At 57.5% G+C, this 17,752-nt stretch carries 19 protein-coding genes; 10 read left to right on the top strand and 9 right to left on the bottom strand.

Annotated elements, in window-relative coordinates:
- Positions 1-16: 16 nt before the first annotated feature.
- Positions 17-601 (bottom strand): glutathione binding-like protein, encoded by a 585-nt coding sequence (locus F2982_RS20500; protein WP_203430667.1) that lies wholly within the window; start codon positions 599-601, stop codon positions 17-19.
- A 272-nt stretch (positions 602-873) separates the two neighbouring features.
- Between F2982_RS20500 and F2982_RS20505 the strand changes: the two genes are divergently transcribed.
- The 4 genes from F2982_RS20505 to F2982_RS20520 all read left to right on the top strand — a co-directional run bounded on the left by F2982_RS20505 (position 874) and on the right by F2982_RS20520 (position 3,692).
- A complete protein-coding gene (locus tag F2982_RS20505; RefSeq protein ID WP_203430668.1) occupies positions 874-1,446 on the top strand; it encodes a TetR/AcrR family transcriptional regulator in 573 nt (190 codons plus the stop codon).
- Positions 1,447-1,522: 76 nt separating this feature from the next.
- Positions 1,523-1,996, top strand: a complete 474-nt coding sequence (locus F2982_RS20510) for a hypothetical protein (protein WP_203430669.1) — start codon at positions 1,523-1,525, stop codon at positions 1,994-1,996.
- Positions 1,997-2,203: 207 nt separating this feature from the next.
- Entirely contained in the window at positions 2,204-2,926 is a 723-nt protein-coding gene (locus F2982_RS20515; RefSeq protein WP_246777671.1) for an alpha/beta hydrolase, read from the top strand.
- A gap of 91 nt (positions 2,927-3,017) precedes the next feature.
- The gene (locus tag F2982_RS20520) at positions 3,018-3,692 is read left to right on the top strand and encodes a LuxR C-terminal-related transcriptional regulator (protein WP_203430671.1); all 675 of its coding nucleotides are present in this window, start codon (positions 3,018-3,020) and stop codon (positions 3,690-3,692) included.
- Here the strand turns inward: F2982_RS20520 and F2982_RS20525 are convergent.
- Positions 3,664-3,918, bottom strand: coding sequence for a hypothetical protein (locus F2982_RS20525; RefSeq protein ID WP_203430672.1), 255 nt, complete (start codon positions 3,916-3,918; stop codon positions 3,664-3,666). The genes F2982_RS20520 and F2982_RS20525 overlap by 29 nt on opposite strands.
- A 109-nt stretch (positions 3,919-4,027) precedes the next feature.
- On the opposite strand from F2982_RS20525, the gene F2982_RS20530 reads away from it, so the two are divergent.
- Complete coding sequence (locus F2982_RS20530; RefSeq protein ID WP_203430673.1) at positions 4,028-4,462, top strand: hypothetical protein; 435 nt, start codon at positions 4,028-4,030, stop codon at positions 4,460-4,462.
- Between the two features lie 47 nt (positions 4,463-4,509).
- Here F2982_RS20530 and F2982_RS20535 read toward each other — a convergent pair whose 3' ends face one another.
- On the bottom strand, positions 4,510-5,262 hold the full coding sequence (locus tag F2982_RS20535; RefSeq protein ID WP_203430674.1) for an SDR family oxidoreductase: 753 nt from the start codon (positions 5,260-5,262) through the stop codon (positions 4,510-4,512).
- Positions 5,263-5,523: 261 nt separating this feature from the next.
- Between F2982_RS20535 and F2982_RS20540 the strand changes: the two genes are divergently transcribed.
- Both F2982_RS20540 and F2982_RS20545 read left to right on the top strand, forming a co-directional pair.
- Entirely contained in the window at positions 5,524-6,162 is a 639-nt protein-coding gene (locus tag F2982_RS20540) for a response regulator (protein ID WP_203430675.1), read from the top strand.
- 241 nt (positions 6,163-6,403) lie between these two features.
- Entirely contained in the window at positions 6,404-7,165 is a 762-nt protein-coding gene (locus tag F2982_RS20545) for an SDR family oxidoreductase (RefSeq protein ID WP_203430676.1), read from the top strand.
- A 301-nt stretch (positions 7,166-7,466) separates the two neighbouring features.
- On the opposite strand, the gene F2982_RS20550 is transcribed toward F2982_RS20545, so the two are convergent.
- The 4 genes from F2982_RS20550 to F2982_RS20565 all read right to left on the bottom strand — a co-directional run bounded on the left by F2982_RS20550 (position 7,467) and on the right by F2982_RS20565 (position 10,588).
- Positions 7,467-8,438: an alpha/beta hydrolase gene (locus tag F2982_RS20550; RefSeq protein WP_203430677.1), complete on the bottom strand. Its 972-nt coding sequence runs from the start codon at positions 8,436-8,438 to the stop codon at positions 7,467-7,469.
- Positions 8,439-8,588: 150 nt separating this feature from the next.
- Complete coding sequence (locus tag F2982_RS20555) at positions 8,589-9,182, bottom strand: hypothetical protein (protein WP_203430678.1); 594 nt, start codon at positions 9,180-9,182, stop codon at positions 8,589-8,591.
- 212 nt (positions 9,183-9,394) lie between these two features.
- Positions 9,395-10,114: a winged helix-turn-helix domain-containing protein gene (locus F2982_RS20560; RefSeq protein WP_203430679.1), complete on the bottom strand. Its 720-nt coding sequence runs from the start codon at positions 10,112-10,114 to the stop codon at positions 9,395-9,397.
- A 54-nt stretch (positions 10,115-10,168) separates the two neighbouring features.
- Positions 10,169-10,588 carry a cupin domain-containing protein gene (locus tag F2982_RS20565; protein ID WP_203430680.1) on the bottom strand — a complete coding sequence of 140 codons (420 nt, stop codon included), beginning with the start codon at positions 10,586-10,588 and terminating at the stop codon, positions 10,169-10,171.
- A gap of 88 nt (positions 10,589-10,676) precedes the next feature.
- Here F2982_RS20565 and F2982_RS20570 point away from each other — a divergent pair, with 88 nt between their 5' ends.
- Positions 10,677-12,086, top strand: a complete 1,410-nt coding sequence (locus F2982_RS20570; protein WP_203430681.1) for a PLP-dependent aminotransferase family protein — start codon at positions 10,677-10,679, stop codon at positions 12,084-12,086.
- Between the two features lie 107 nt (positions 12,087-12,193).
- On the opposite strand, the gene F2982_RS20575 is transcribed toward F2982_RS20570, so the two are convergent.
- Positions 12,194-12,883, bottom strand: coding sequence for a hypothetical protein (locus tag F2982_RS20575; protein ID WP_246777624.1), 690 nt, complete (start codon positions 12,881-12,883; stop codon positions 12,194-12,196).
- 152 nt (positions 12,884-13,035) lie between these two features.
- Positions 13,036-14,580, bottom strand: a complete 1,545-nt coding sequence (locus F2982_RS20580; RefSeq protein WP_203430683.1) for an AAA family ATPase — start codon at positions 14,578-14,580, stop codon at positions 13,036-13,038.
- Positions 14,581-14,804: 224 nt separating this feature from the next.
- Between F2982_RS20580 and F2982_RS20585 the strand changes: the two genes are divergently transcribed.
- The gene (locus tag F2982_RS20585) at positions 14,805-16,124 is read left to right on the top strand and encodes a DUF4365 domain-containing protein (RefSeq protein WP_203430684.1); all 1,320 of its coding nucleotides are present in this window, start codon (positions 14,805-14,807) and stop codon (positions 16,122-16,124) included.
- The gene (locus F2982_RS20590) at positions 16,060-17,568 is read left to right on the top strand and encodes a hypothetical protein (protein WP_203430685.1); all 1,509 of its coding nucleotides are present in this window, start codon (positions 16,060-16,062) and stop codon (positions 17,566-17,568) included. The genes F2982_RS20585 and F2982_RS20590 overlap by 65 nt, the downstream gene beginning before the upstream one ends.
- Positions 17,569-17,752: the final 184 nt, after the last annotated feature.

Below are 17,752 nucleotides of genomic sequence, written 5' to 3' on the forward strand. Positions count from 1 at the left end.
GGGTCGATCCCAGTTCTCAGTTCAAGCCTTCGACTGCCATGGCCACTCTTACGGCGGGACGCGCACGCATCCGCTCACGAAGCGCCACCAGAGGTTTGGGTGTTTCGAGATCGAAACGTTCAGCCCAAAGGAGCATCACAAAAAGATAGCAATCCGCGGCCGTCAGATTTTCACCGAATAGGTAGTCGCCGGCGAGGCTGTCCGAAAGGAACTGGAGCCGTGTTTGAATGGCGGCGCGCGCTTCGGCCATTTCCTGATTGCTGCTGGAATGCCAAAGCGGCCGCAGGCTGCGATGCAACTCGGTCGAAATGTAGGCGAGAGCTTCGAGCAGTCGGGTGCGGCCCAGCTCGCCTCTCACCCCGAGCTTTGGATGGCGGGATGCAATCCAATCCAGGATTGCCACGTTCTCCGTAAGAATTTCACCGTTGTCCAGTTGCAGGGCCGGCACGTAACCTTTCGACGTCAGTTCGTTGTAGTTGCGGCCGGTCGCCGTAATCTTCGTGCTGAGATCGACTCTCTCGCGCTCATAGTCGACGCCAGCTTCTTCGAGGGCGATGTGGTCGGCGAGACTGCACGCGAGTGGGCAATAAAACAGCTTCATCGTGATGACTTTCGTCCTTCGTGGGATTGCGGCGACGGATCACAATTGAGGTCCGTATGACAGCGGGTCTATCGCTCTGTCCCACCGTAGCCAATTAAACGAGTGGTTGGGTTGCGGTGCTCGATGGGGAGCGCTCCGGCCCCGTGGAACGGAGCGTCCGCCTGTGGTAGACGCGGGGAATGGACAGCGATCCCACCCGAGAAGCACCGAGCTCGAATACCGTAAGACTTGCGCCGCAGCAGAAGCGAAGTCGCGAGGCGCGGGCGCGGATAATGGCTGCCGCTGAGGCCGTTCTCAGGGACGGTGGTGCCGACGGGTTTTCGATGGCTGCAGTGAGTGCCGCGGCGGATATGCCCATTGGGAACATCTACAGGCGCTTCGAGAGCAAGGACGACCTGTTGCAGGCAATCAAGGACGTTGTCTCGGGTCGTATCACAAATGGGATCGCCGAATGCCTGACCGCCAGTCGCCATGACACATTGCAGGAATTTTTTACCGCATTTGCTGGTGCCGTGGCGTTAATCTTCGCGCGGGATGAGCATCTGAACCGAACTCTGTATGATCCAAGGCTGGCAAATCTGAATCTTGCGAGGTCAGGGCAGGCGGCACGCTCTTCGATATTCGAGATTTTCCAGTCCGGCCTCGATGGATATCTCGTTGGTCTTGATGAGCGGGCGAAAACCCCCGTGACAAGGGTTTCGTTTTCAATCGTCATGAACGCGGCCGCTTTTAAGGTACGCGACAACGATCCGATCTCGGCCGGCATTTCATGGCCGGAGCTCGCGGCGGAATTCGGTGGCGCGGCATATTCCTACGTCATGTCGCAGCTCAAACCCACCAAATAAAGTCCGCTATACAAACCTCGGACGACACCAATATACTCGATATGCGAACGCGATTCGCATTCCGTTTAGGTGATCTATGAGCGATTTTGACGGGGTTGTTTGGACAAGTGGTCTCCTGACCTGGGTTATTGGCCAGGATGTCGTTCTCGCGGACGATATCACGTCGAAACTATTTGGCCTCGATCCCGATGAATGCGGAAAAGGCACTCAGATCGAGACGTTTCTAGCGCGGGTAATCGAAGCGGATCGGCCACGGGTCGCGAAAGAGCTGTACCGATGCATCGCTGAAGGATGCGACTATCTCGAAGCCTTCGAAGTTTTGTCCGAGGGCGGCCGCTCACGCCGCTTGGTAGCGAAGGGGTCTGCCGTCGGCGACGTATTGTTTACCTGCATCATAACGGAATGGACGGACTCCCGATCCGCGTTGGAGCGACTTTGTCTCGCTGCATACGAGGCTGCTCGACAGGCGAACAACGACATTGTTGCGTACCGCTTAATGCAATCCGTTGTGGCGCTTGAGGGAACAGGCACAAGAAGTTGTCTGCACTAATGGCATTTGCAAACTTTGGTTTGGGTTGAGCGGCGAGGTTCAGACGATCATTGCTCTGCTCGTCGTTAGAACAGGCCCAAAAGTCCCTTCCTGAATGATCCGCGCATCAGAGCGGTCGGTAGGGACTTCAAGACATCAAAGGAAAAACGAATGAAGAGATTCACACGGCTGGCGGTCGCGACTGGCCTCCTATTAGCGTCCTCTGTCATGGGACATGCGGCATCGCAGAAGCCGACGGTGGTATTGGTCCACGGAGCGTTTGCGGATTCATCAAGTTGGAACCGCGTGGTCACTCTCCTCGAAAGGGACGGGTATCCTGTTGTGGCTGTGGCCAACCCGCTTCGTGGGGTCAAGAGCGACGGCGAATACGTCGCCGGCATCGTCAAGACCGTGAAGACCCCGGTGGTGCTGGTAGGTCACTCCTATGGCGGTTCGGTCATCAGCGATGCCGCGGCTGGCGTTGGCAATGTAAAGGCGCTCGTCTTCGTGGCGGCATTCGCGCCTGAAAAGGGCGAGTCGGCCGTGGACCTGTCAGGCAAATTTCCGGGTAGCACCCTCGCGCCGACCTTGGCGGAGCCCGTGGTGCTGTCGGACGGCGAAAAGGACCTCTACATCGATCAGAGCAAATTCCCGGACCAGTTCGCAGCGGATGTACCAGCCGCTGCGGCTCGCCTCATGGCGGTAGCACAGCGCCCGATCACCGACGCCGCGCTGGGCGAGCCTGCCCCGGAGGCGGCTTGGAAGGTTATCCCATCGTGGTTCATCTACGGCGATGCGGACAAAAACATCCCGCCGAAAACCCTGCAGTGGATGGCGGACCGGGCGAAGTCCCGAAAGACGGTCGCGGTGGCCGGAGCATCGCATGTCGTGATGATTTCGCACCCGGGCGAAGTGGCAAAGCTTATTGAAGAGGCCGCTGCGGCGAATTGATAGTTCCGCGACTGAAGGCAGCCTGACCTGCCTTCAGTCGAACTCCCGGCAAATCGACGCGCAAACAGACGGACGGAGACCGAAGCATCAGATGCTGCAACAGACGGAAACGCCCGGCGCGGCAACGGTATTCATCGTCGACCATGACGACAAGACGAGGCTGTCACTGGTCAACCTCTTTCACCTGGCAGATGTTGTCTCGCAGAGTTTCAGATCAGGCGCGGAGCTGCTTGGCTCTGCTGATCTAGACGTACCAGGCTGCCTGCTCGTGGATATCCAACCAGGAGAGAGCAGCGGTTTTGATCTCCAGGAACGTTTGGCAGACCGAGCCTGTCTGCTGCCCATCGTGTTCACGACCGGCGAGGCGACCGTCCCGATTGCCGTCGAGGCGATGAAGCGCGGAGCGTCCGACTTCCTACCGAAACCCCTAGATGACGCGGCGGTCCTCGATGCCGTGTTCGGTGCCATTCGACAGAACTTGGTCGCACGGGCCCGGGCAGCCGAACGGGAAGCCGTTTGGCGGTCCATCGGAACGCTGACGCCGCGTGAACGTGAAGTCATGAAGTATGTCGCAATAGGTGACCTCAATAAGCAGATCGCCCATCGCCTCGAGGTGAGCGAGATGATGGTCAAGATTCATAGAAGTCGGATGATGAAGAAAATGGGCGCGGGTTCACTCGTCCAGCTGATCAAGAAACTCGAACTGGCTTACGGTAGGGCGCGCTGTTCCGACGCGCCTACGGCGACCGAGACACGAGCTCCATGACCGTCAACAGGTCGTTGTCGCCATTCCTTCCTGTCGACGCAGTCACGCTGAGAAGCAGGTAGGGCATGCCAGTTTTGGCGAGGGCGGCATCGACGTCCTCTATCTCGGCCTCGGTTTCGATGGCGACGAGGTGCTTCTCGTCGGACACAACGCTCGCGAACTGAAGGAGGGCGTACTTCGCATCGAATAACTCCCCATTCGGCAGGTACGCCACGAATTTTTGCAAAAGCCGCTCCTAAGGACTGTCTTCACACGGGGTGCCCAAACCTTTGTTTGGGAAGTTTCGAATATGGCACGGTGATAATTTCTTCGGCAGTCAACCGAAGGAGATTGAAATGCAAGTACTCAAGTATCCCGTCCTAGCCATGGTTTGGTTCAATGTGATCCTGGCCACATGGCTCTCTATCTACATGCTCTACGACCCGGAGGGCTGGTACTATTTCGTGCCCGGCGTGACCGACACCGGTTTTTTCAATCAGCACTTCATTCGCGACATCGGCATCATACAGGGCTTCATCGCTCTTGCCTTCGCAATCGGCACATTCAAACGCGAACGCCGTGTCGAGCTTTGGGCTGCCGCCACCCTCTGGCTGATCGCCCATGCCTTCTTCCATCTCTGGGAAGTCGCGGTGGGCATATGCTCGGCATCCGTGTTGGTCCGGGATTTCCCCGCGGTGAGCCTCCCGGCGCTCTTCGGTATCGCCGGTACGGTCTGGGCCTGCACGCAGTCCAAGTCGGTGAACAAGAAGCTTTCGCCGCTCCATATCTGAAGTCAGCTGCCGCAAATACCCGCCGGAGCCGTCGAGCTCCGGCTTTTTTATTGGTGAAGCGTCCTCGAGAGCCAGTCATGGTAGGTGAGCCTGCCGAGTGCTGCCGGCATCCTGGGAATTAGCCCTTCGGTGGGGACCGAGATGCCGAAGTATTGGGCCTCTGGATCGGACGTTGCAGGACGGTTGTCTTCGTTGACGGTCAGGAGTTCGCTCGCCAGATCGATCAGGTCGGCCGCTTCGGGTCCGCCAATTTCGACCACGGTATTGCTCGGGCTTTCACCAGCGAGTTTCGCCAGCCAGGATGCCGCCTCGTCGCCTGCAATCGGCTGCAGCCGAAGAGCTGGCAAGCGGATCGTACCGTTGTCCGCCGACGATCCTACGATGCCGCTCAGGAACTCGAAAAACTGGGTTGAGCGGACGATCGTGTAGGGGATGCCCGAGGCGCGGATCAGGTTTTCCTGCACGAGTTTTGCACGGAAGTAGTCGTTTTCGACGAGCGTCTCGGCACCCACAACAGAGAGAGCCAGGTAGTGGCCCACGCCGCTCCGCCTCGCGGCCTTCAATAGATTGCTACTGGACTGCTTGAAGAACGCGAGGGCATCGCCACTTCCGAATGAGCCGAAATTTGTAACGTCAATGATCGCGTCAGCCCCGTTGAAGGCCTCGTCCAGCCCTTCGCCGGTCAGGACGTTCACGCCGGTGCTGGTCGATGCCTGTACGACCTCGCGTCCGTCTCTTTCAAGAGACCTCACTGCTTTCGACCCCATCGTGCCACTAGCACCCACGACGACCACCTTCATGTCAAACTCCTTTCAAGCCTGGACGCGCAAAAATACAGCGTCGCGTTGCACGGGGCGACTAAACGAAGTTTTGGCTTGACCGCTCGGGTACATTGGTGCCGTGAATGTTCGGTGCATCCAAAATGCCAGTGTGAGGACACCTAAACCAAGGTTTATGGTCTCCTGTGATGGAAAGCGTGGTATATTAGCTGAGAGGGTCAAGCTTCCGGCGATGAGCACGGTCGAGTTTGGCAGGCCCAAGGCTGAAAGGCGGGTAGCATCATGCAAAACGCGAGCGTGAAAGCGGAAGCCACTGCTGAACCCATCGTCTACGTGGTGGACGACGACGAGAACATGCGGGACGCACTGCTCGATCTCTTCATGGTTACGAAACGACGCGCGTCGGCGTTTGCATGTGGCTCAGAGTTTTTCCGGATTGCAGATACCGCAGCAGCCGGCTGTGTGGTGGTCGATCTGAGAATGCCTGGGGAGACTGGGCTGGACTTACAGGATCGCCTCATCTCAATCGGCAGCAAGCTGCCAGTGATTTTCCTAACGGCGTTCGCCGACATTCCGACAAGCGTTCGCGCGATGAAGGCCGGGGCAACCGACTTCATAACCAAGCCATTTGCCAACCAAGACCTGCTGCAGGCCGTCGAACACGCAATCGAGCTGGATACCAGGCGACGGAATACAGACGCCGAGTTCGAACGGGTAAAGTCCCTCGCGCAGACCCTGACGCCGCGTGAAAGAGAAGTCATGGCGGCCGTCGTCAGCGGATTGATGAACAAGCAAGTTGCCTACGAGCTCGGCATCAGCGAAATGACCGTGAAGCTTCACCGAATGAGCGTCATGCGAAAGATGCAGAGCCGCTCGCTCCCCGACCTTGTCCGCAAGGCCGAATTGCTTCAGCGCGACTGAAATGTGCCGAGAAAGGCCGGGCCGCCCACCGCTCGGCCGCACATCCCAAACCTACGTTTAGCTATACGCTCCAGCGTATTCCCATAGACTCTTCGCAGGTCAGAAAATCATCAATCGGACGTTCAAGGACACCTTCCCAAGGCATTGGGTTGGTCATTTGTGCGGCTAATGCTGACCCCACGCGTCTGTCGCGCCGGCATTCGGCGGCGCTGTACACAGATCACCGCAATAGGAGCGAACAATGAAAATCGTCGTAATTGGCGGGACCGGCCTGATCGGTTCGAAACTGGTGAAGCGCCTTGAGGCAAAGGGTCATGAAGTGATTGCCGCGTCGCCGGCGTCGGGCGTCAACACGGTCACGGGCGAGGGGCTCGCGGAAGTGCTGAAGGGGGCGCAGGTTGTCGTCGATGTTGCGAACTCACCGTCGTTCGAAGACAAGGCTGTCATGGAGTTCTTCCAGGCGTCGGGTCGCAATCTCTTGTCGGCGGAGGCAGCCGCAGGCGTGAAGCACCATGTGGCCCTGTCCGTCGTCGGCACGGAGCGGCTTCAGGACAGCGGCTATTTTCGTGCCAAGCTGGTGCAGGAAAATCTTATTCGGGAGTCGAAGGTTCCTTACACGCTGGTTCACTCCACCCAGTTTTTCGAGTTCATGTTCGGCATCGCTCAATCCGGTGCGCAAGGCGATAAGGTTCACCTTTCTCCGGCGATGATGCAGCCGATCTTCTCCGACGATGTCGCGGATGCGCTCGCGGATGTTGCCGTCGGTTCCCCGTCGAACGGCCTGATGGAGATCGCCGGTCCGGAGCCTATCCGCATCGCCGATGCCGTCGGTAAGTACCTTCGTCAGATTGGCGACAAGCGCGAGATCGTCGTGGACGAGAAGACGCCCTACTTCGGTTCAATTCTCGATGACAAGACGCTGATGCCAGGGGCAGGGGTACTGCTCGGTCGCACTGCCTACTCTGAATGGGTCAAGACCGCGACGCCGCCGCCGGCTCGCTAATAGCAAGGCAACCATCAATCGGTTGCTGAACAGTTCGACGAAGCATGCGGGATCGCGAAAATATCGCGGTCCCGTTTCGTCGTATTTTGATAGGGCCACTAAGGCGACATCTCTCAGATCAAGCCGGCTTCCAGCTTGACCATCTCGCTGACGCGTCATTTCACCCTTCCGACACCAACAGCGGGCCGCAGGTCTGTGCGATGAGCAACGGTGGCCATTATGGGGGTGAGGGAGCGCACGCGGCTGGGTCGTAGCGCATAGTAGAAGAGAGCGCCCGTGACCGAGCGCTCTCCAATTCAGATTAAGCCTGTACGAACGCCAGAATGTCAGCGTTGATGACGTCCGCGTGGGTGGTAGCCATCCCGTGCGGGTAACCCTTGTAAATCTTGAGGGTTGCGTTCTTGAGAAGCTTCGCAGACAGCTCCGCGGAGTCGGCCACCGGAACGACCTGGTCGTCGTCACCGTGCAGGACGAGCGTCGGGACGTCGATGATCTTGAGGTCTTCGGTGAAGTCAGTCTCCGAGAACGCCTTGACACCGAGGTAGTGCGCGTTTGCGCCGCCGGCCATGCCCTGACGCCACCAGTTCTTGATGATGGCATCGACGGGCTGCACACCTTCGCGGTTGAAGCCGTAGAACGCACCGCCTGCCAGATCGTAGTAGAACTGGGAGCGATTGGCAGCGAGCGCAGCGCGGATTCCATCGAATACCTCGATCGGAAGGCCGCCGGGGTTCTCGGGTGTCTTGACCATGATCGGGGGCACTGCGCCGATCAAGACGAGCTTCGCGACGCGTCCCTTACCATGCCGGGCCGTGTAGTGGGCTGCTTCGCCACCGCCGGTCGAATGACCGACGTGGATCGCGTTGTGAAGATCGAGATGTTCCACGACCGCAGCCACGTCGGCGGCGTAATGGTCCATATCATGCCCTTCGCTTACCTGCGCGGAGCGGCCGTGACCGCGGCGATCGTGCGCGATGACGCGATAGCCCTTGCTGAGGAAGAACAGCATCTGGTTGTCCCAGTCGTCGCCGCTGAGCGGCCAGCCATGGTGGAACACGATCGGCTGCGCGTCCTTGGGACCCCAGTCCTTGTAGAAAATCTGGGTGCCATCGTTACTGGTGACGTAGAAATGCTCCCCGCCGGTCGCAGCCTGGGGCTTCTTTTTGCTCGCTGCTGCCACCGGTTGGGCCGCGACAGCGGCTGCCGCCGCCGCGAGCGTCAGTGTTCCCGCCACGACATTGCGCCGGGTTGCGCTAAGATTGGACTTATCCATCGTTACTCTCCAGAATGAAATCGTAGATGCTCCTGAAATCTTGATTAAATCAAGTATTTTCAAGCGGTTAAACCTATCACGATGGTCTGGGAGGGGTAACTTATACATACGTTATATCACCATCGCCATCGCCGTGAGGCTATCGGCGATTCAGGCTAGCCGGGAGCCCTCGCGTCCTGAGTCTCGCCTGGACGCAAAGCGCGGTACTGCGATCGAGGCCATATCGCTGGCGTTCGTTTCGCGCCATTCGTAAAGGTGCGCACCCTGTTGGTGGTCTTCGACAATGAGATCACGCTCGACGGCCAGGAAGAACTCCGCGTGAACCCGGTCGCTGAACCCGGCGAACAGCATGCGCTGCCTCCGCGGGGGCAGCCGCCGTTCGTGTAGTTCGATCTCGACGATCCCGATTGTTGCGTCCCAATGTGCGACGGACAGCGGATTTTTTTCGGCTAGGAGTGCGCGATCCGAATACGCGAATACCTCCGGAAGTTCGAAAAACTCGTCGATTTCTGCGCGGCCGATTTGCTCGTGATCTGGCTGCCATTCGTCAATCCGCAGCGGCCCCATATAGTGTTCGGACGACAAGCGGCCGTCGCGGACCACGTCACGGCACTTGTAGCCAAATCCGTTCTTACACAAGGCCAACTGCACATCCGCGCCGTCGAACTCGAACGGTCTGTCGCGGACGTGGTCAATGATGCGCTTTAACTCCCGCAGGTAGTGCGTGTACGAGGTGACTGCCATGTCATGACTCTCGGAGCATGCATCGGCCTTCTACCGGATTTCGGGTCGGGCAGCGGGCGGATGGTACGGTTGAACGGTTGACTGCGAACCACGCCAGACATGCGATCCATCGCCTGCCTGGGGGCGTCCAGCCTCCGAACCATAAGACCTCCAGGGCCGCCGTTTAAGCTATACGGAGGTTCGGGCTCTCAACATTACGCGCGCGTCCCGTGTCATCGCTTCGGGGTATTCCTGATCTCGATGGAGACGTCGCTGTCGAAGAGATACCCGGACCCCCTGACGGTTCGAACGAGCCGCGGGTTCGCTGGATCGAACTCGATTTTCCGTCGGAGGCGCAAGATCAGGGCATCAAGGCTGCGATCGAAAATCTCGCCTTCGTGTAGCCTGCTCGCCGTCAGAAGGCGGTCTCTGGAGAGTATTTTCTTCGGGTTGGCCAAGAAAACAGTCAAGAGATTGAACTCTGCCTTCGTCAACCCGATTTGCCCGAGTTCCGGATGAGTAAGCAATCGCTGGCGGATCGAGAGCTCGTATCCGCTGAAGCTATACGACCGACGCGCGCGCATGGGATCGGAGGCCAATTTGTCCCGCATGGCGGCCTTGAGCCTGGCTACCAGTTCGCGGTGGCCCACAGGCTTGCATATGTAATCACTTGCGCCGGCTTCGAGGCCAAGTACCTTCTCGTCTTCGATCGTCTTCTCCGCACCGACGACCAAAATCGGCGCGTCGGTGAGAGACGTCAGATGGCGGATGAATGTCGCCATCTCACCGGTCGTGACATCGATCAGCAGCGCATCCACCATCTCCTTGGAAAGTACCCCAAACAGATGCGCCCTCTCGGAAACGTGGGTCGATCGAATACCGTGCTGGCCCATGAGCTCGGTAAGCGCGACCCTCGTTGCCTGATCCAGGTCAAGTACAAGGACGTGCTTCATGGCGATGCACGTCGATGGTGCCGATCGGGGTACATATCAGTGCGGTTATTCGGTTTAATGGTCGATGTCGGTGACCAGGTTCTCTTCGTCGCTGTCGACCACGAAAACAGCAAGAAGGCTTGCGGGTTTGGTCTTGCTGGCATTGGCGCTTACGCCGTGGCGGTCGCCGGGAAGCTCCGCAAAGTTCTCTCCAGCCTTGTATACCTTCTCCGGCCCGTCGTTGACCTTGCTCTTAATCGCGCCGCTAAGGACGGTCGCATAGATGAACGCTGATTTCGGGTGGATGTGCGCGGCCGAGGAACCGCCCGGCCCATACTCGACGAGGACACCTTTCATGCTCTTGCCCGGAACATTCGGTAGGGGTTGATCGAATACGATCGATATTTTCGCGGCCGAGCCGTGAACGTCCGAGGCCTGCACAGGATGCGTTGACAACGAAGCGGCGGCCAGTATCAAAAGAGTTCGGGTGAACATGTCGACTCCTCAAAGTTGATTTTGGGGGACCATGGTTCAAGGTGCCGAAACCCGATAGGCCCAATAAGGCGAAAAGGCGTTGTACCGAATGACGGGTGCATTTCTCCCGGTGGTGAACCGTGAGCATAAAGTCTCGATAACCCAACAGATTTTCCTTGCAATGCGCGGCGCGATATCGAGCGGCGCACTTGAAAAAGGATCAAGGGTGTCGTCTTGGCAGGACCTGTCGGTACAGCTCGGCGTGTCGCGAGGCACCGTGAAACGAGCCTACGACCTGCTGAAAGATCAGGGACTCATCGTAACCAAGGGCAGGGGCGGAACCTGGGTGGCGGCCGAAGTTTCGGAGGTGTCGACCGAGAGCGGTCCTTCAGCCAGGACGCCGCGTGGATTGTTTTACGATTTCGAGGAGGTGCCCCAGTATTTCCAGCTGGGCGTGCCGGCTCAGGATCAATTTCCTTCGAAGGCCTGGCATGGTGCTTGGCGGACGGCCATTGCCACTGAAAGTGCGCGTCCGCAAATTTATCCCGACCCACGAGGACTTTCTTCGCTGCGCCGGGAGGTAGCCGGATATCTCGCGACGGCCCGCGGACTGAGCTGTCATCCAAGCCAGGTCTTCATCACTTCTGGCTTTGCGGGTGCTCTCGGTATCGTTCTCGGCGCAATGGATTTTCGTGGCTGCAAGGCGTTCGTCGAAGACCCAGGGTTTCCCCGTACACGCTACGCGCTCCAGCAAGCCGGGGTGGAAACCATTGCCGCGCCTGTCGACCACGAAGGAGTGATGCTGCCATTCAACGAGAGTGAAGCTCGGCTCGCCGTCATCACTCCAGGTCAGCAAGCGCCACTTGGAATGACCCTTTCGGATGCCAGGCGCGCCGAGGTCTTGAATTGGGCAAACGCAGCCAATGCCTGGATTATAGAGGACGACTACGCAGGAGAACTTCAGCTGTCGGGGAGGGCATCGCCTGCTCTGGCGGCCGACGACAGGTTCGGACGGGTCTTCCACATCGGCAGCTTCAGCAAAACCCTCAATCCTGGCCTGCGGCTGGGGTTCCTCGTCGTTCCGCCAGCGCTGACGGATTTGTTTGGCACCTTCGTTGGCCACCTTGCTCCTGCTGGCTCCGTGGTCGCCCAACAGGCCGTGCAGAACTTCATGGCGGGTGGACATTTTTATCGGCATCTCCGTCGTATGAAGACACTGTATGCGCGGCGCAAAATGCTGCTTGTCGAGAGCCTCCGCCGCGAGCTCCATCCAGGCGTCAGATGCGAATTCGAAGGTGCCCTGTCAGTCCGGCTGTTCTTTCCTCATTCGATCGACGACGTAGCGGTTGCCGTGGAGGCGCAGAAGGCCGGTCTAGGTGTTCTTCCGCTTTCTCCATGGTTCCAGTCGCGACCTCATGGAAAGGGACTCCTCCTGGGGATATCCAACGTCCGCGATCGCACGGTTCGCGAAAAGTGCCAGGCGCTTTCTCGGGTCATGGCATCCCATACCTACGGTTAGCTGATCCACTGCAGAGTTTGAGGCACTTCAACGTTGTGCTCCAAAGTGAACGATGGTCCGCCTCACCATCAGCCTGATATACGATCGAGTTCAAGGTAAGGTGCAGGTCAAGTCAGCAAGAAGCCGCCGTTGCAGTACCAATAGGAGTCAGCAAGGGCTTGATAGGTTGCCGTTTGCCAGGAATTAAGATTTACGCGCCGAGCGCTTTCGGCACGTTCCAGCAGGGTCAATCGGACATCTTCAGGCGTTCCCTTGGCGGCCACCATTTCGAGGGAATATCGGATGTTGCTTATCTCGACGCCCGAATGGCTCGAGTACAAAGTTCCCAGGTCGAATGAGGTGAAGTGCCTGTAAGCTCGTACAGCCTTGGCTTCCGTCCAATGTGAAGGTGCCACCACGAAGAAGCGGATCGCCGCGGGGGTTGTCTCCATCACCTCCGCCGCGAGCCATTGCGTATCGTCGAAATCGTCAAAGTATGGGTGGAAGCCTTGCTCAACCTCGCTCTGGGGCTGGAAGTCGAGCTTCTTCTTGTTACACTCTGCGCAGGCGGGCACGAGATTGAGCGGCACTATCGTTAGGTTCGGGTGAATAGACTGCGCTAGATAGTGATCAAGGGTCGACACCGTTCGCTGGCCGCATAGTGGGCACATGTCATTTTTAGGAGCCGACTTGATTAGATCGTACAGGAAACGCGTCGCTTTGCTTCTGACGAACGTTCCCGCATAAACCCGCATCATCTCGGACGTGGTAAGCAATGATGCGACATCTCCGGAGCCCTGTATCGCGAAGAGGCTCATTGTGTCACCTCGAGCCGAATAGTCGCCTTCTGCCGCAGCAATAGCGGTTGAGGACGATAAAAGACGGTCCTTTAGGGCAGTGTCGCGGATACTTGAGGCGCAGGCGTCCAGAGCGGACATCGCGCCGAACGGCGGCTTAGGTAGCGCTCTCATTATTGGCGATCTCTTTCGAGAACCAGCGCTCTTATGATCGCTTTCGCCTCGGTGCCCAACTGATCTCCGAAGTAGCGCAGGGCTTCATCGTAACTCATCCGACGATGAAATACGGCGTCTACCAAAAGCTTGTGAAACCCGGTCCGAGTTACCTCTAGGCTGAAGACTTCGCGCGTCAGTATTCCGACGTTTTCGCCGAATGTCTCCATAGTGGGACGCTCGGCGACCGAGATGCGACCCGTCCGTCGAAGCTTCCATGTGCAGGAGCTGGGCACTTCTTGAAGCGCGACGGGAGAATGTGTGGCAACGATAGCGACACCGTTGCGTGACACAAGTAGACGGGAAAGGCTGCGGATGAACGCCGAAAGAAGGGGAGGATGAAGATGACCTTCCGGCTCGTCGATCATAACCAGGGTACGCTCGTCCACCAATTCTACCAACCGCGTGATAGTGAGGAGAACAATCGCGTGACCAGAACTCAGCAAGCTGAATCGGTGTTCCGTTTCCTCCGTCCATTCATCTCCAGACCCGCCAAGCAGAACGCCGATCTCGGCTTCGGCAAATAGGTCGTCCGCTTCTAGGCTCGATAATGCCTCGCGCCAACGAGCGGCTCGCAAGCCGGTCTGGCAACGTTCTAGGCTCTTTCGAAAGTCGACAGCGAGGTCCTTGCCGAGTTTGAGCTTCTTCGCTTCGCCGTCATTGACCGGGTCACGAAGGCCAACCTGATGAATAGCTATCCGGTCATTCTGATCCGGTATAACGGCAAGGTCGTCAAACGCACTGAACGAGACGAGCACAAGACTTGAGAATTGGTCTTCGCCGGGTCGCCCTTCCTTGAACTCGACTTTGCCTACCGTGTCGGCGGCTTCGCCGTCCCTGCGCAGCAATGCCTTGACCAGACCTTTCATTGCCCTGGTTTTGCCGACGCCGTTCCTTCCTATCAGCACGTGAACATTGGTGGGAGGCTCCGACTCGGGAATTACATCGAAGGTCATTTCCGGGGGCTGAATAAAATCACCGTTGGGCGTCCACGATGGCGGCAGCACATATTGAAAACTGAACTTCGTTAGTTCTGCATCCCCCGTCGTAAGACGATGGAGGCGACCCATTACCGAAGTGTCGTTCACCGAACGCAGCAGGGAGGTGATCATCGAGGGTTCGTTCCGAAACCTTGCGAACCGGTTGAGATCGTAGGCCACGTCTCGTAAACCCTCGAGCATTCTTTGCCGTTGGGCCGCGCTCAGATTATTGAGGCTTTCATAGTAATCTTCGCCCTGTCCGAGAGAGAAGTATGTTTCCGGAAGCTCGTCGAACTCAAGTAGGAGTTCGGGAGCGCGAACCCCTGGGGCCAGGTTTCGGGAGGGTAGCAACCCCATACGGCCGATCTTCACAGACCCTATCTGGTGTCTGACACCCAGTTCGTCGATTACCAGGACAGTGAACATTGTTCTAAACGCGAACCAGTCGTCCCAACCGTCCACGATGAGGTATGCGCAATCGGTTGCGTTGTCGGGTATAGGACCTTGAAGAATTCTGAAAAACATTTTGGACGAAGTATTCTCTGCGTGAGCGTGCCGCTAAGCTATTGAGAACTACTAAAAGCTGCAACCGTTCGTTTCTCGCATCGCGCCAGCGCGGGAGGAATACACCTAAAAACCCATGTCTTGGGCTGTAAAACTTGTGGAGGAAAAGCGGATTATTGTCGGTATGATTGCATTGTTATTCGATATCCATTGGCAGGATGGGAGCTGCATCGTACTCATTGGCAATGGCCAAGACTATCACGCAGAATCAGATCAGCGGTGAGATCGGTGAGACAGCCACAAGGTTGTGCTTCCTCAAAATGGGCTTCCAGTTCGATGGCCGCTCGCGCTTGGAAGCAGGAATCGACGGAATCGCCGAAGTAATGATCGAAGGCAGGCCGACTGCCGGAATGATAGCTGTCCAAGTGAAGACTACCGGGTCCGGAACATACTCCGGCGAGGACGATCATGGCTTTAGTTATATTCTGCGGGCCGAAGACCTCGAGTACTGGCGTCCCAGCAATCTGCCGGTCATCATCGTCCTGCACCGAATTTCCGACGGTAGCCTCTACTGGAAGGAAGTACCGACGGGTGATGCCTTCCAAGACAGGCGGTTGAAATTCAACAAGGCGGAGGACAGGCTCGGACCTTCCGCAGTGGAGCGACTGGCGTCGTTGACGGTGCCTAAGACCGGTTTCGGCTATTTCATACCCCCGCTTGGCGGGGGCGAAGAGGCTTTGGTTAATATTCTTCCGGTCAAACTGCCGCGAGAAATGTACGTTGCCACTACCAAGCATGACCGAAAACAAGCGAGTGCCATCATCCTCGGCGATGACGAACCGGCGCGGTTCGACTGGGCTACCAAGGGCGGAGGGTTCTGGTCATTCCACGATCCACGACTGAGCGTCTGCCGGAAGTTCGTCGATCTTGATCAGGTCGAAGCCATTGAGGTCGAGCATCTGGCTTTTCACGAAGACGAAAACGAACGGAACAACTTCGCGTTCCTGTTGCGTCAGACCCTTGGTCATCAGGTGCGCGGCAACCTCTCCTGGAGCAAGGAGAAGGGCCTTCACTATTTTACGGCGCGAGCCAAGAATACCAGTCGCGTATTTAAGTATCGGGCCTCGAAAAAGAATACCGAGGCGGAGGTTGTCAACGTCGTCACAGACAAAGACAAGCCGGAGCGGGTATCGTTTGTCCGTCACCACGCGTTCATTCCTCGGTTCGAGAGCCTTTTCAATGAGTGGTATCTGGTGATCGAGCCAACGTACTTCTTTACCTATGACGGCATGAACCCCCATACCGCGCCTGATGCCTTGCTGTCTGGAAAGAAGCGCATGGACAACAGCAGCGCCATCCGTGGCCAGGTACTCATGTGGCACCGCTTCCTCCAGAGTATCGAACCCAAAGCTACCGACCTCTTTGCCGCTCCAACCGGTGAACCGTGGTTGACCTTCGGAGAGCCCCCAATGGTTCAGCTCCCGACACGTGTCCCCGAAGATGTTTGGCGTACTAAAGCCAAATCGGCGGGAGAGGAGGGGCCGCAAGGTGTCTTCGAAATTTAGAACCACAATCTTTCAGGAGCCGCACCTCGAGTTCGGCGATAGCCACCACAACACCGATCCGAGGCGTGGCCTGGTTGTTGGCGGACCGTTGCAGACCCCTATCGGAGATACCATAAAGATCGCCGTGGTCGGTAGCGCCAAGACCGTCGAAGACGCCAAGCGCTTCATGGGCACTGTCGCCGGCGGCGTCGCAGGAAACGGTGGGAAGCATCCGAATATGCACCCTGATTTCCCCGGGTTGGGCAATCAGAATCCTTATAGATGCAAGTTCGAAGTGGATGAGCGCGCAACTGCTGCCATCCCTCAGTCGAAAATCGACAGGATTAAGAAGGAGCCATACACCGATAAGGCCATCGAAATGGCAGTCGACGAGATATTCAAGGAGCTCCAAGCTATCGACGAGAGTGGAAATCGCCCGGACGTCGCCATCATAGCCCTCCCTGTTTCCCTGATCGAAAGGGTGTGGAATGCCCGTCCCGACACAAGCGATGACGATGAAACAGACGCCGCCGAGCGGGCAGACGTCCTGAATTTTCGCGGGCTCCTCAAGGCGAAGTCGATGCATTTGAGCTTTCCGACCCAGATCGTGTGGGAGGATGTATTTGACGAGAAGGTCTCAATTCCGAAAAAGATCAAGGACGACAGCGAACGTAACACTCAAGATGACGCTGATGTCGTCTGGAACCTGATGACGTCGCTTTACTACAAGGGAACTGGGCGCATACCGTGGCGGCGATTGCCTCATGTAGGTGAGTTCACAGCCTGCTACATTGGCGTCAGCTTTTATCGGGAGGCTGGCGGGAAGGACCTGTTCACGAGCGCGGCGCAGATGTTCGACGAGCGCGGCCGCGGCTTTATCCTAAAGGGTAAGCGCGCAGAAACTGAGAGTAGGGGGCGGCATCCTTACATGACCAAGGATGATGCCCGTGATCTGATCCTAGAGGTGCTCGCTGCCTATAAGGCCCACCACCGAAATTACCCCGCCCGTGTTGCTGTCTACAAGACGTCGCGCTTCCGTGAAGAGGAGGCGGAAGGCATCACCGAGGCGATTTCCGAGCTCGCGATCGAGATGAAGGACCTAGTCTGGATACAAGAGCGGACGGCTATGAAGGTGCTGCGCGACGGCAATTATCCTGTAATGCGCGGCACATTCGTCGAGCTCGACGGAAAAGGTTTGCTGTATACGAACGGTAGCATCCCGTACTACGGCACCTATCCTGGTACCTACGATCCCCGACCGTTACTCATTTGCCCTCATGAGTCCAGTGACAACACGGTCGAACAGATTGCCAAGGAGGTCCTCTCCTTGACTAAGATAAACTGGAATTCGACCCAGATGAACCAGAAGCTGCCGGTACCAATCAGGGCAGCCAGGAAGGTAGGCGAGGTGTTGAAATACGCAGGTGACGACAAGGTGAGCTCGGACTATTCGCGCTATATGTGACCGCGGGAAGGCCGGCGTGGGCTGACCTCAAGACGGAACGGCCTGCAAAGCCGGTCGCGCTGTCTTGAGCCTTGACATCCCATACCTACGGTTAGGTTGATCGCTTGCCGATATGAAGACACGCTGTCGTCGTTACTCCAACTCTCCTTGGAGAACAGCAAGACACCGCGGTGTCGGGAAAAGC

The organism is Rhizobium sp. BG4 (genome assembly GCF_016864575.1).
Taxonomy (GTDB): domain Bacteria; phylum Pseudomonadota; class Alphaproteobacteria; order Rhizobiales; family Rhizobiaceae; genus Rhizobium.